Genomic DNA, 12,926 nt, shown 5'->3' on the forward strand with positions numbered 1-12,926 from the left:
CCTACATCATTGCGTGCATGGGCATTTCGTCCCATGTGCGTCCATTCAAAAGCCGTCCATTTTTAGCCTTAGCACGTCGCTTTCCATCTGCGCCCCAGCCACCCCATTGCTTGAAGAAGAAAGCCACGTCCTGCTCTGCGCACTGGATACGGACTGCGTCTGCCCACTCTGGCTTCATCGGCCGTGCCTTGGCGCCGGATTCGCCCCCCACAATGACCCAGTGGATGTTCGACAGATCCAGCTCACCAACATCCTCCAGGAGCGGCTCGACGGACAGGAAGCGAATTTTGGCATCTACCTTACGGAGGTAGTCAATGCGCGGCACACCGTGACGCCGGTTTTCAACTGATACACCAAGCCAGGCGTTACTGGGAACAGCGCGACTCTTGAAGTAGCGCGCCATCCGCGCGGCTCGCTTGGTCAGAATTTGGTAGCTGTGCTGCGGAGTCTGAGAAATCACGTCCATCACCCGATCAATGTATTCGGACGGCACTTTCTCGTGGAACAGATCGGACATGGAGTTCACGAAGTAGATCGTGGCTTTTTTGCGCTTCATGGGGTCGCTCAGGCGCTCTTCGATCAAGCGCAAGGCAAACCCGTTTTCGTAACCAGGCGTTCCCATGGCCTGAAGCCGCCGTGCCATGACTTCGGCATAGCAATGCTTGCAGCCAGCAGAAATCTTCGTGCACCCGACTATTGGGTTCCACGTCTGCTCGGTCCACTCAATTCGGGAAGACGTCGTCATAGCAGTGCTCTCAGGACTTCAGGTGATGCGGGCGGCCCAATTGGAATCGCCTTTTCGCTGAGAAGTGTAGCCGGCTTACCTGTAGGCTAAAAGATACAAGCACAGGTTCGCGTCCACCCAGCCTGTGGACGAAAGTGCAGCGACGACTGGCCAGCCCTGCCAAACACAGCGCCCGGACGCTAAGCAGAGCGGCAGCTGCCCACACGGGTGTCCGTTCCCTGCCACCTGTTTGCCGAGCTCTTGCGGGTAGCCGCTGCATGCGTCCCCGTGGGGCGTGTTAGAAGGGCAGGCGATGCTGTGGTGTCACATTGCTCACCTCGCCCCAGAACCGACGACCCAGCTCGTTCTTTGAGGCCAAGACTAGCCAATACAGTGGCTGGTTCTTTTTGCCCGATACGAGTTCCAGCCGGTCGCTTACATCCTCGTAGCCGAGTTGACGAATCAGGTTGCACCAATGGCGAACCACGGCCCGCACTACCAAGTCGTTTCTCTCTGCGGGGTCGACGTGTTCGCGCCATCCAGGTGCGAACAGTTCAAGGGCACCGCTAGACATCAACTGCTTTACATTTCTAGTGAGATCCATGGCACTCAGATGGATCAGTAAATCCATTCGGTTCATCTGAGCCAGAGTTTTTAGAACTTCGAAGGGAAGTGATTGCACGTTGTAAGGGTCGAGAAACGCGAAGTGCAACCCTGTGCGTGAGAGCTTGGGCACGACAGATTTCGCAGTGTCTTCCGCTCGCCCGATTAGGTGATTCACTGGGCCGAATCCACTGACTCCCATACGATGCCTGCATGCTTGGACATTGGCCTCGTCAAGGTCGGCGATATGGATGGATCCAAAGGGCACGCTGCGTGCTGCGTCAACGGCAGCCAGCGCCCCGCCAGGAATAAATATTGTTGTATCCTTGATCTTCGCGCGACCAGGCCCGCAATACAAATCAATGTAAGTGGAATTCTTGTCAAATTTTCTACGTGCGGCGCGACTGATGTCGACGTAGTGACGCAAGCGCGCATGCTTTTCTTGTGCCCAGGCTCCAACAACTTCAGCCTTTAACCCGTCGTGCGGATCAATTTCGTAACGCTCTTCCGTGCGCTTTGTCGGCATTTTTCCCCCTTTTGACCATGAGCATGAAGCTTGGCTTGGAAATCCTAACGCTACTGCTCATCGAGCGCTACAAGCCTTTTTTGCAGACCAGGCTTGGTCAAGACAGAATTCAAGCAGCCTCAACTTCTGCGGCGCTGAGCGAATAGCCTGTCCACATCGAGCCAGTCACGATCAGCGTGCCGCCTTCCAGGACTTCGGTCTCGGTCAAGCTCAGTTCTTCCTGCACCAGGCGCTGCCCCTTGTAGGTGAACTGGGAGATGACGGCTACATACATGTTGGTGCGGAGGTCTTCCAAGAACAGGCCGCCAGGCCAGATCACCTGCGCTTCATAGATCGCATCGCCACCACGGTAGATCGCGGTTTCAGCGCCGATGCTGTAGTTGTTGACGACACAAACTTTATCGGGGAATAGATGAGTGAAGGTCTGGTTGATCACCGCGCCGTTTGCGCGACCGTCCTGCAACACAAAGTGGTCGATCGAGAACGCAGCGGTGGTTTCCGAAAAGCTCACCGGCCTAGTCGACGTATCCAGATTGCTCGGGTTGGTCGGATCGTTGGAGTAGCGCGCCTGCACACTGAAGTCAGACGGGATGTCTACCGTTGAGCTGCCGCCTGGCGGCGGTGCAACGACTTGCCAAGCAATGGTTGCGAGTGTGGGATTCATGACCGGCTTCTGAAACAGCGCAGGGCGAACGGTCTCGTTGGTCTGGTTGATCAAAGTGATTTTCGACATGCATCAAACTCCTTTTGGTCGCAGGGAGAAATCTTATGTTCGCCATTAGTGCAAAACGAATTGGGTAGCACAAGCGGGGATTCCGTTCTTCTGCGACCTACTTCGCTTTTCTGAGAGGCTGGAAGAGTCACCTGTAACGGGCAGCCCCATGCGTGCGCACAAGCACCTGGTCGCCCATAAAGCGTGGCAAGGTCAGACCATCACAGGAGATCTTATTCAGCGATTTTTTCAGGCTCTTCATCCGACAACTTGGGTAAAAGAACCACGTAAAAGCCGGGAAGTGGCGCTCTGACGCTCGGGCCAACTCCCTTTTATCAGCCCAGCTGATGTCAGCATCCATCAAGCGCTCTCCGAAGGTCTGGCGTAGCGCTGAGAATCCGCTTTTTTTGATGCCATGAGAGCGCAAGTATCGAGCGAAATTGCTCCTAAGCCATGCGGCTGTGTCGGCTGTTCGCTCCCTCTGGCTGGTGGGAAAGAGTTCCCGCCTGTCCTTGCTTTTGATGGCTGCGACGTAGTCCGGGAACCCGGCATCAAGCAACACTTTCGGCACCGGAATTGACCCTGTGCTATGCCTCTGTCGAGTTCGGTATTTGGAGGCAGTGGCGCTTTCCGATTCCGGCGCAGCCCGATTCTTGAGCACGATGCACATCAGCCCGGCGGGTTCGATGATGTCGTCGATAGACAGCGCAGCCGCCTCCGATGCCCGGACACCCATGTAGAGTCCGAGCAAGGGGGGCCAAAAAAGCAGCGGTTCGTTGGCTGCCCATTGATCGTAGGCCGGAGATGCGAAGATCGTCGCTAGGTCGCTCTCAGCAAGACGCTGCGGGCGTTGGCGGTGAGATTCGGCATTCATAACAAATGCTGTGCTTGCGGTGCTGCGAGGTGTTCGAAAGGTTACTTTGCCAGGTAGGCGTTGATTGAGGAGAGAGGACAGCTGTTCGGCAGTAGGTGTGCTGGTGATGCTCATGATTGAATTCCGAAAGGGTGGAGAAGGAAGGGTGGAGAAGGGCGTTGAGGTTTGAGCCCGCTACTTGGTCGCTGGCATCCGTTTTCAGTTGCTTAGCAACGGATGGTCGAAACAAGTGACCTTGCTGCGGCGATGACGCGGCAGCAAGATCGCAAGTCGCGATATCAAAGCAAGGTGCGGTCAGGGGTAGAACTTGCGGGGATCCGACAACTGTTCGGCGAACTGTCCTCGGCGATACTTGGGCAGCTCAACCGGCGGCTTGTATTTCCCCAGAATTCTGATCTGCGTGGCCCGAGCAAGCTTGGGCTTCTTGTGGAAATACGCGTCATGCAAGACGGGCACGTTCTTCCGCAGCGAATGGCCGGTAATGAGGGCGATGTCTTGGTCGGACACGTTCTTGTGGTGAAGCTCGGTGGCAAGCGTGTGGCGGAAGGTGTGAGCGCCGATCCCCTTTCCGAAGCCCAAGGTCTTCATGTAGCTGCTGAACTGGTTCACCGCGCCTTGGCTGTAGCGCGCATTGGTCTCACCCGTTTCCCGGTTCACGCCCGCAGACAGATGCGGAAAGAGTCTGGGATGGCCAGTAGCCTTGATGTCCTCAATGAAATCCAGGAAACCAGCATCCAGCAATGGTTTCGGGATGGGCAGGGTGCGAACTGCTGCTTTGCCTTTTAGGCTTTGACGGCTCCTGTCTCGATCCTTATGCCTGAGATCGGCGTCGACCGTTTTTTGGATGCGGATACACCAGACCTTGGCCTCCTCAACGATGTCCGCGACCTTCAATTGAGCGAGCTCGTTGATGCGTGCGCCCGTGTAGAGCGAGATCATGGGCAGCCACCACCGATGCGGATACTTCTTGGCCCAGGCCGGGAACGTCTTGGGTGAAAAGATGCGCTGAAGCTCTTCCTCGTCGAACAAGCGCTCGGGCTTGTTCGTGTCCACGACCAGGTCTTTCTTGATTTTCGGGAACGCATCCATCGGCGATATGGGAATCGCCTTGGCTTTTACCAGCTTGCTGAAGAAGGTCACCAGGAACCGCCGGTGCTTCTCCAGCGTGGCGGGAGCGGGCGGCGTCACGCCAAGTTCTTTGCCAAGGGCAACCGCCTGCTCGAACGTGTAGTCCCGATACTTGAAGTCGGACAGCAGAAGCGGTGGTGCCCAACGCATCAGGTCCCAAAGCTTGTAGATGTGAGCGTGGTCGATGCGCGAGACAGGAACGTCACCACAGGCAATCCGTAGGAGCTTCAGCGTGCGAGCCGTGTCGTCGACGGTTTCCTTTGCCAGGCAGCACCGCTCGCGATGGCCGAGGTAGTCCGAGATCTCGACCGACAGCAGTCGAGCAGGAGAGCAGAGGGGTAGGGGCTCGGGGTAGAGCGTCCGATTCTTACTGAGGCGCACTCTACGGGAGCGCTCATCCGCGCGGTCAAAGAGCTCCAGGGCGTGGATGGCGGCTTCGCGACCCGTAATGTTGATTTCGGAGGCCCGGACGTTGCCGACATGGACATCCTTGATTTGTAGGAGCCCAAACGGGGAGGTGATGTAATCGCGGAGCTGTTGCTGGACGATAGAGGACATTGCTTGCTTCCATTGTTTCAATGGAAGTAGTGATAAAACAGCCCGGAGATTCGTCAATCAAAACGGGCAATTTTTTTCTTTTCCTGAAGCAAACTCTACCGCAACGGTGCCACATGGACTTGCGCCAAAATTATTATGTCCGGTTCCAACCCGGCAGATCCATGTAATTCAATGATTTAGATCTGGTTGGCGAAATATTTTTGAGTGATTTGACCTGGCATTATTGTACTGTTTGCAGTAAATAAGCTAACTAAATGAGCTCGTCGCTCGATTTTTAGAATGAATTTAAGTTAAATGTTAGATTATTATTGTTAGTCTGAATTTATATTCAAAGCAGCGATATGCCTGGATCGGAACTTTCTGATCCGATAGGGCGCGACACCGATGGTGCGACGAATGCCAGGAGTGCAGTCTGAGCTTGCCGGACGTGGGACCCAATGGTCGCTCACCCCGCGGGGCGCTTGAGCAGCGCCATCTCGGCACCTGAAGATGGCTAGCTGTGTGGCGTTGGCGGCGTCTCAAGCGGTGCGACCGCACTGCCGATACCCAGGCCCATGGACAGAGCCGAGCTTCGCCGTCACCTCGAACGCCTGGATGCTGCTGTGCCCGCTCTGGGGGCCTCTAGCATGATCGCCAGCATTTCTAGCAAGCCTTTGCCAGTCTCCTTACCCCTAGAGATCCAGTTGCTTGACAAGCGCTTAGCGCTGAGTAAAACTGTGCCCAACACGACCCACCCCTCTTGGCAGACCACCGCCTACGGGTGGGTTTTCTGTTGGGCGAAGGAGGGCTCGGAAGTGTCTACTTATACGCGTCCACATCTGACCTACGAGAGGCAGTTGGAGAGCCTCAAAGCTCGCGGCCTGGAAGTCACGGATGATGATGCCGCCCTATCCTATTTGCGCAGACTCGGATACTACCGGCTAAGTGCCTACTGGTATCCGTTCCGAAAGTCCACAATCGTGACGGTGGATGGAAAATTTTCGAGGAAGGTTGAAGACGATTTCCATGAAGGGGCCTCCTTTCAGAGCGCTGTAGAACTCTACGTATTCGATAAGCGATTAAGAATGCTCGCTCTCGATGCCATTGAGAGGATTGAGGTCGCGCTAAGAGTCGATATCGCCTATGGATTAGGGAAGCGAAACACATTTGCTCACTGTGATCCGAACGAACTCCATGGTCACTTTTCCAAGAAAAGAAGGGGGCCTCAAGGTAGAACTGATCATGAGGTCTGGCTGGAGAAATTGGGTGAAACGACGGCGCGATCCAAAGAAGACTTTGTAAAGCATTATAAAGATACATACGGGCTTCCGTTGCCGATATGGGTGGCTATAGAAATATGGGATTTTGGCCTGCTCTCCCGATTCTATGGTGGGATGAGGCCTCAGGATAGATCGGATCTTTCTGAGAGATTTGGCGTAAAGGATTCATCGATTATGGAGACATGGTTGCGCGCCGTGAACTACATTAGGAATATTGCCGCACACCATGGCAGGCTCTTCAACAGGAATATGATTGATTATCCGGAGTTTCCATTAAAAGGGGAAATCCAGATTTTTGATTCAGTTCTTCATAATATAAATAAGTATCGGCCATATGCAACTTTTTGCGTCATATCCTATCTGATGCAAGCCATATGTCCATCTACCTCTTGGTCCCGCCGGTTCCGAGATCATTTAGCTAGCTTTCCGAAAATTGCGGTGCCTGGTTGCGACATCAAGTCTTTGGGTTGTCACGATGAGTGGATGTTAGAGCCTTTCTGGCAGTAGAAGCAGTTATGCATGGCCTATAATGAGAAGTCTTGCGGAAAGAAGGCAAAGGAAATGGCCGAGAAGATTCACAGCAGCCTTCGAGCGGCGGCGGGATGCTGATCGGTGCTGGCTGCGGTGCGTCTCAAGCGGTGAGACCGCACTGCCGATACTCAGGCCCATGGACAGAGCCGAGCTTCGCCGTCACCTCGAACGCCTGGATGCTGCGGTGCCCGCCCTGCGGGCCTCAAGTCCTGACCGCCGTCATTTTTGGCAAGCCTTTGCCAACATGGCTGCTGCCATCGAGAGCAAGGCGAGGACGAGCGAGGACGCGCAGTTCGTCGGCCGTCGGGCCGAGGAAATCTTGTCTTGGCATGGGCTTGAAAATTTGGGCGATCACGTCTGAGTCCTCGGTTCGGTTCGGACCGACCCATCCCCATGCCTGCGTGCTTCTTCATGCGCAGCGATGTAGCGCAGGGCAAGCACGCATAGGTCCGCAGTAGCCCATGACTGGCTGCACAGCCCAGTCATCGCTTGCTGACATCGGTCACCCCGTCCATCCGAACGCCGCTTGGCCCGCAAGCTTGGGATGCATGCATGATGCTGTCTCCACCAACGCTGGGCCTCTTAACGGGAATCCTGGCTCAGCTGTCCCGACCGCAAGGGCGAGCCTCCTTCTCGACGCTGACGCTCTGTTGCGGCCCTTCGCTGCGCGCCGCTTGCGCGGTGCTCACTCCCGGGTGCGGTCGGGCCGGACGCTTCGCCTGTCGGTTCCCACGAGGCGCATAACGCGCTGGTGGAGAAGAACCGATGAAGCGCACCCAAGACCTGAAGGCCCAATACCAACTCCAGATGGACGAGGAAGGCATCTTGCTCGCTGCCGCGACCATCCTGGAGCAACGCCTTCAACGCCAAGGCCGCATCCACAGCCCCGAGCAGGCCGGCAGCTACCTGGTCGCCCGCTGCGCCCACCTGCCGCACGAAGTCTTCGGCGTCGTTTTCCTCGACACCAAGCACCACATCCTGGCCACCGAGCACCTCTTCACCGGCACGACCGATGCCTGCGAGGTCCACAACCGAGTCGTCGTCAAGCGTGCCCTGGAGCTCAACGCCGTCGCCGTCATCCTCTTCCACAACCACCCTTCGGGCAATCCGGAGCCCAGCGAAGCAGACCGCAAGGTCACCGAACGCCTGAAGCAGGCGCTGAACCTTCTGGACATCCGAGTGCTGGACCACTTGGTTATCGGCGGCCAGAAGAGCGTCAGCCTGGCGGCAAGGGGGTGGGCATAGCCCCCCTTCACCTGTGCGGTCTGCCGAAGCTAGACTGCCAAGGCAGATGTCCCCAAGGAGCGGAATGAAAACGTTTCACGTGCGAGGGATTGTCTGGAAGACCGATGGCAAGCGTCCCGCGTTGCCGATGGAAGCCACGGTCGAGTGCGAGAGCGAAGACGGTATCGCCGACGCCCTTAGTGACGCCTTTGGCTGGCTTGTGGGCGACTTTGCTGTTGTAGAAGAACTTGAAGAATTAGAGCCTATGGACTGGACGCAACGCATGAATACCGCAATGATCAATGAGCCCAAGAAAGGGGAGTTCTTCCACCTGCAGCCAGACGTTCGACGCGGGGGGAAAGGTCATGGGGTTGTCTTTGAGAACCGAAAGGCGCTCCTCACTCCGCCTAGGCTGATTCTGAGGCCAAAGGATGGCGGGTTTCCTGCTTTGCGCGAGGTTCCACGCTTGGTCTACCACCCCAGTGAAGGCGTGCCTCCCCAAGACCTGGAAGGGGGATTCAGTGGCTACTGGCTGGTGTCAGAGCGCCTACGTCGAGTGATGGAGATGGTAGATCCTGCGGCGTTCGAGTTTGCCGAGACCGACTATCGCTTGGCCGATGGCTCGAAGGGGCCAAACGTCTACCTGTGCGATGTGGTCCGCACGGTAGACGCACTCGATGAAGATGCTTCTTACCTCGACATCAAAGTCAGTGACGAATACGAAGCTGGTAAACATTACAGCCTGGCGGGGGGCTCGCGGCTGGCCTTCAAAAGCGATGTGCTCGGGGCAGCACACGTCTTCAGACTGCCATTTCACGGTGGCGTCTTTTGTGATCGAGTGTTCAAGGATGCTGTGACTGCAGCCGGTATCGGCACCGATGGACAGTCGGACGGCCTCTGGTTCTACGACGTGGTGAACCGCTAGGCCGAGCCGCAAGGCGACAAGGAGCCTGATCCGTGCCGAATTACCGAACACTTTTCCAGGATCACCACAACATCGAACAGCAAACGCTGAAGAACAGCGAGTTGCTTGATGAGTTGCAACGGGCAGGGAAGTTTGACATCCACGCACAGGAAAACCGACTGTTTCTGCCGGCCAACCCCACGTTCGCTCAAACGATGGGAATCACGCCACATAGCGGCGGCCCTCTTGGCGCTTACCAGTATGGGCTACTTGATCACCTTGAAGATATTTACGCGTCCCGAGATGGGCAAGCCATGTTGGAGGGTGACCCAGCCGCGATGGATCGTGTTGTCCAGCGTGTCGAGCGCTTACGCGATACCGTCAAAGTAGGACTAATCAATGGTGATCTGAACACCAATACGCCCGTTGGTTTAACCCCTGCACAGACCAATCAAAAGGTTCAAGACTTTTTCCGCGATATCCCGACCTACCAGAAAACCCATGCCCAGCAAATCGAGGCCCTGAAGGGCTTCACGGGGGTGGACCACGGCTGGGGAGCTGTTGCGCATTCCGAGTCGCGCATCGTCACCGCGCTAAACCAGATCCATGTCAGCAAAACCGCCATCGTGCGAGGCGGGGACATCCAGCTCCAGCGCAGCGGCTTGTCGCTCGCCATCGCCAATGCCCATCACGATGGGCGCGTGGTCTTGTCCGAGCAGGGCATCCTTAAGGTTGAGCAGACCCTGGGTGAGGAGGCCGCAGACAATCTGCGCGTCCCACGAGGCCAGCGCGGTTCGGCGTCCCTGGAAGTGCTGCTGGGCGAGGCATCGGCCAGGAGCCTGGCGCGTTCGGGCGGTTTGTTGGCGACGGGGGCAGACGCAGTGTTGACCTCCCGCCGTTCCGCCGAGTTGCTGGAACAGGGCAATGCCACGGCCGCGCAGTCCGAGGTCACCCATGCATTGGCCCGTAACGTCGGCGGCTGGGCTGGAGGTGCATCCACGGCAGCAGCGCTGGGCGGAAGCGGCTTCGTGCCCGCGGCGTTGGTAGTCGGTGACGCGCTGCTGATGAGCAAAGCGTTCGACAAAGGCGCCGATTTGCTGGACAACCGCGCCATCTACCACCAGACCGACAAAGCGGGCGTGGAGTGGCAGTTCAACGGTCGCAATTGGCAGCGCGAAGCTGCCATCGACCTCGCTCCGGATGGCCGGCGCACGAGCGGCGAGCAGCCCGTGGTGGCCAGCTACGAGAAATCGCAGGAACTGGGCGCGCTTGCCAACGCCAAGGCAGTGGAGTTGGCGCTGGGCAAAGCCCCGCCGCCCCAGGACCCGTTTAACCTCCCTGCACGGGCCAGCGACCAAGTCGGGTTGGACAACCAGAACTGGCACCGCAATCCCGAGAGCCAGGCATGGGAGCGCCAAGTCAAAACCGCTGTGTCCGGTGCCAACGATCGGGGCAGCTACGAGCACCAGACCGCCTCCCCGGAGCGCGCGCAGCAGCTCAACCAGGAAGCTTTGGCGCGCATCGAAAGCAGCATTGCCACCGGGCGCGAAGCCATCGCGGCCGCCTACTTGGAAAACCATGCCGCGCAACGGGCCCAGGCCTATGGAGTGGAAGTGCCGGCAGCCGTGGAACGCGCCCTCGCCAAGCAAGGTCTCGTGCTGGGACACGACGGGCAGGTCTACCAGCGGAGCGAGGCTGGGCAGTGGGCCGGCAGGGACGGGGTTGCTACTGGCAACCTGGCGGCGGAGCTGGAGCTTACCAACCAGATGCGCCAGGCCTCGCTGGAGCGCGCCCAGGAGACCCTGGCAGCGATTCAGGCGCTTCCGGCTCCCACGGCGGCGCAGATGGAGCACAACGAGCTGCTGCACCGTTACCGGGCCGCAGGTGTCGATTTGAACGTCAACCCGCAGACCCAGCAGGCAGTGGCGCTGGCCGCGCAACGGACCATGGAAGCCAACGGCATCACCGGGCCGACCATGCAGCAGCTACAACGCAACGAGTCCGGTCAATACGGCTATGACAGCCCCATCGCGCACCTTCAGCGCGGTAGCGATGGGGTGATCCGCGTGGTGGCCGTGACCAGCAGCGAAGACATCCGGCAGGCGTTGAGTGAGGCGCAAGGCAGCCGGCGAGAGCCGCCAACCCTTGCGCGGGCGCCCGAAGCGAAAGGGGAAACAGACAGCTCTACGTCTGACTCTTCCAATTCGCAGCAGGTGCTGGATATCCAGGCGCGCATGCAAGCTTCTGTCGCGGCGCAGGCGCGGCAAGAACGCGAACAGCAAGATCGTCTTGCGCAAGAGCAACACGCCGCGCAGGTGCGCGAACACCTCCAGCAGGCACATCCGGATCACGAGGATCGGGCGCAGAGCGAACAGGCGGTCCAGGCGCATGCGGTGCTGGAAGGTCAGCGCCAAGCCGAGCAGCATCGGGAGTCAGAAGAGCGGCAAGTGCAGGAGCGGCAAGCACAGACCAGCCAGCAACGCGAGCTGCAGGAGCGTGAGGAAAGGGATGTCCAGGAACGTCAGGCGCAGGAGCGCCAAGCCCAGGACAACCAGCAGCGGGAGCAGCAGCAAGAGCGCCAGGCTCAAGAAGCCACGCGGGTTGAGGTCCAGGAACATCAGGTTCAGCAAGCGCAGCAACAAGAGCAACGACAAGAAGCCTCGCAGCAACCGGACGCTCAGCTGCACGCTCCAGATGCGGCGCTGGATCAACAAATGCCGCAGCCCGAGTTGCAGCAGGCATATGCCCACCAGCAGCTAGATGCGCATAACCAACAGGCAGGCGAACGCGCGGCTGACACTACGCCCGACCCACGGACGCAGCCGCATCAAGCAAGAGAAGCGGGACGCGCGCTGGAAATGCAGGCAGTGGAAAGCCGCGATGCCTCGCGCCTGCCGATTCCTGCACCCGAGGGCCAGAAATCCGGCAACCAACCTTTGCAAAGCGCGGAGGCCGATGCGGTGTCCCTGGCGCTGTATCGCCAGGTGCAACCGCAGCAGGCCGAGATGGAGCAAGCGTCGGCCCGTCAGCAAGACGTGGCGCGTGAGCAGGAGGCAACACCGGTTCGGGCCATGGCCCCAACAGCAGAGCCGTTGACGGCATCACTTTCCAGAGCGTCTACTACGCCTGAGCGAGAAGCCGAGGCTGAACAGCCCCGTCCTTCAAAGGCTTTGCTCGCTGATCATGGTGCACCGGTGTTGCCCGCAGAACACTTCGCGCAAGCGCGTGAGGAGTCATTGGCAAGCAGTGCAGCCACTCGCGTGTCCGTCGGGTCTGCTGACGCAGAAAACCAACAAACGCAATCAACCCCAGCGCAGGATCACAGCGCCGCAGACCCGGGTGGCGCCCTGTTCCTGGAAGAGACCATGCGCTCGCTGCGCCAGCTGCAACAGGAAATTGAGGCGGCGGATCGGGAAGACGAACGCTTCCACCAGGAATGGAAGGAGTATCGCGAGCGCGGAGAACCTTATCCCTTCGCTCAAAAGAGGGCGCTAGACCAAGAGGGTGGCAGCATGGATGCATTCAGCGCGCACCAACCAAGTCGCGGCTCGCCCAGTGAAGCGGCTGAGCAAGCCGATGCCTTCCAATCTCCAGTTCAGCGCTTTGCCGGTCCAGGGGAAGGGAATGCGCCAAATGACTCGTCGAAAGCTGAGCGCAAATCGATCACGGGCGACCCGGATGTGGACGAAGTGCTCTACGCGCTCGACAGCAAGAACGAGTTGGCGATCGAGCAAGCGCTGAACCGAGTCGCCAACAGCGCAGCGACGCAGGCGCTCATCAAAAGAGGCAACGAGTTCCTGGAGGCGCAAGCCCAGCAGGAGGCCCAGGAGCTCGCCGCCACACGTCAGGCGCTGGGGATGGATGTCTCAGCGGAGATCAACAC

The 12,926-nt window shown here is 58.3% G+C and carries 10 protein-coding genes; 5 read left to right on the plus strand and 5 right to left on the minus strand.

Features of this window, described 5'->3' with window-relative positions:
- Nucleotide 1: 1 nt before the first annotated feature.
- From OZ10_RS02755 to OZ10_RS02775, 5 genes are all read right to left on the minus strand, one after another.
- On the minus strand, nt 2-745 hold the full coding sequence (locus OZ10_RS02755; protein ID WP_039563894.1) for a DUF5131 family protein: 744 nt from the start codon (nt 743-745) through the stop codon (nt 2-4).
- 277 nt (nt 746-1,022) lie between these two features.
- Nucleotides 1,023-1,853 carry a three-Cys-motif partner protein TcmP gene (gene tcmP / locus OZ10_RS20510; RefSeq protein ID WP_039563895.1) on the minus strand — a complete coding sequence of 277 codons (831 nt, stop codon included), beginning with the start codon at nt 1,851-1,853 and terminating at the stop codon, nt 1,023-1,025.
- 109 nt (nt 1,854-1,962) lie between these two features.
- Nucleotides 1,963-2,586 carry a hypothetical protein gene (locus tag OZ10_RS02765; protein WP_139051262.1) on the minus strand — a complete coding sequence of 208 codons (624 nt, stop codon included), beginning with the start codon at nt 2,584-2,586 and terminating at the stop codon, nt 1,963-1,965.
- A gap of 127 nt (nt 2,587-2,713) precedes the next feature.
- A complete protein-coding gene (locus OZ10_RS02770) occupies nt 2,714-3,553 on the minus strand; it encodes a site-specific integrase (RefSeq protein ID WP_236726941.1) in 840 nt (279 codons plus the stop codon).
- Nucleotides 3,554-3,733: 180 nt separating this feature from the next.
- Nucleotides 3,734-5,125 carry a site-specific integrase gene (locus OZ10_RS02775; protein WP_039563897.1) on the minus strand — a complete coding sequence of 464 codons (1,392 nt, stop codon included), beginning with the start codon at nt 5,123-5,125 and terminating at the stop codon, nt 3,734-3,736.
- A 626-nt stretch (nt 5,126-5,751) separates the two neighbouring features.
- Here OZ10_RS02775 and OZ10_RS20935 point away from each other — a divergent pair.
- From OZ10_RS20935 to OZ10_RS02795, 5 genes are all read left to right on the plus strand, one after another.
- Nucleotides 5,752-6,891 carry an Abi family protein gene (locus tag OZ10_RS20935; RefSeq protein WP_236726942.1) on the plus strand — a complete coding sequence of 380 codons (1,140 nt, stop codon included), beginning with the start codon at nt 5,752-5,754 and terminating at the stop codon, nt 6,889-6,891.
- A gap of 160 nt (nt 6,892-7,051) precedes the next feature.
- Entirely contained in the window at nt 7,052-7,276 is a 225-nt protein-coding gene (locus OZ10_RS02780) for a hypothetical protein (protein ID WP_031422187.1), read from the plus strand.
- A gap of 404 nt (nt 7,277-7,680) precedes the next feature.
- The gene (locus OZ10_RS02785) at nt 7,681-8,160 is read left to right on the plus strand and encodes a JAB domain-containing protein (protein WP_033836108.1); all 480 of its coding nucleotides are present in this window, start codon (nt 7,681-7,683) and stop codon (nt 8,158-8,160) included.
- A 244-nt stretch (nt 8,161-8,404) separates the two neighbouring features.
- Nucleotides 8,405-9,064 carry a DUF1629 domain-containing protein gene (locus OZ10_RS02790; RefSeq protein WP_011348361.1) on the plus strand — a complete coding sequence of 220 codons (660 nt, stop codon included), beginning with the start codon at nt 8,405-8,407 and terminating at the stop codon, nt 9,062-9,064.
- Nucleotides 9,065-9,096: 32 nt separating this feature from the next.
- Nucleotides 9,097-12,926, plus strand: a 3,830-nt coding sequence (locus OZ10_RS02795) for an MAP7 domain-containing protein (RefSeq protein WP_039563899.1), incomplete at its 3' end; no start/stop codon positions are given.

Source organism: Xanthomonas cannabis pv. cannabis (assembly GCF_000802365.1).
Classification (GTDB): Bacteria; Pseudomonadota; Gammaproteobacteria; order Xanthomonadales; family Xanthomonadaceae; genus Xanthomonas; species Xanthomonas cannabis.

Excerpts from the sequence above, each read along its gene's own strand:
- OZ10_RS02755 (WP_039563894.1), bottom strand. The coding sequence starts at position 745 with ATGACGACGTCTTCCCGAATTGAGTGGACCGAGCAGACGTGGAACCCA.
- tcmP (WP_039563895.1), bottom strand. The coding sequence starts at position 1,853 with ATGCCGACAAAGCGCACGGAAGAGCGTTACGAAATTGATCCGCACGAC.
- OZ10_RS02765 (WP_139051262.1), bottom strand. The coding sequence starts at position 2,586 with ATGTCGAAAATCACTTTGATCAACCAGACCAACGAGACCGTTCGCCCT.
- OZ10_RS02770 (WP_236726941.1), bottom strand. The coding sequence starts at position 3,553 with ATGAGCATCACCAGCACACCTACTGCCGAACAGCTGTCCTCTCTCCTC.
- OZ10_RS02775 (WP_039563897.1), bottom strand. The coding sequence starts at position 5,125 with ATGTCCTCTATCGTCCAGCAACAGCTCCGCGATTACATCACCTCCCCG.
- OZ10_RS20935 (WP_236726942.1), top strand. The coding sequence starts at position 5,752 with ATGATCGCCAGCATTTCTAGCAAGCCTTTGCCAGTCTCCTTACCCCTA.
- OZ10_RS02780 (WP_031422187.1), top strand. The coding sequence starts at position 7,052 with ATGGACAGAGCCGAGCTTCGCCGTCACCTCGAACGCCTGGATGCTGCG.
- OZ10_RS02785 (WP_033836108.1), top strand. The coding sequence starts at position 7,681 with ATGAAGCGCACCCAAGACCTGAAGGCCCAATACCAACTCCAGATGGAC.
- OZ10_RS02790 (WP_011348361.1), top strand. The coding sequence starts at position 8,405 with ATGGACTGGACGCAACGCATGAATACCGCAATGATCAATGAGCCCAAG.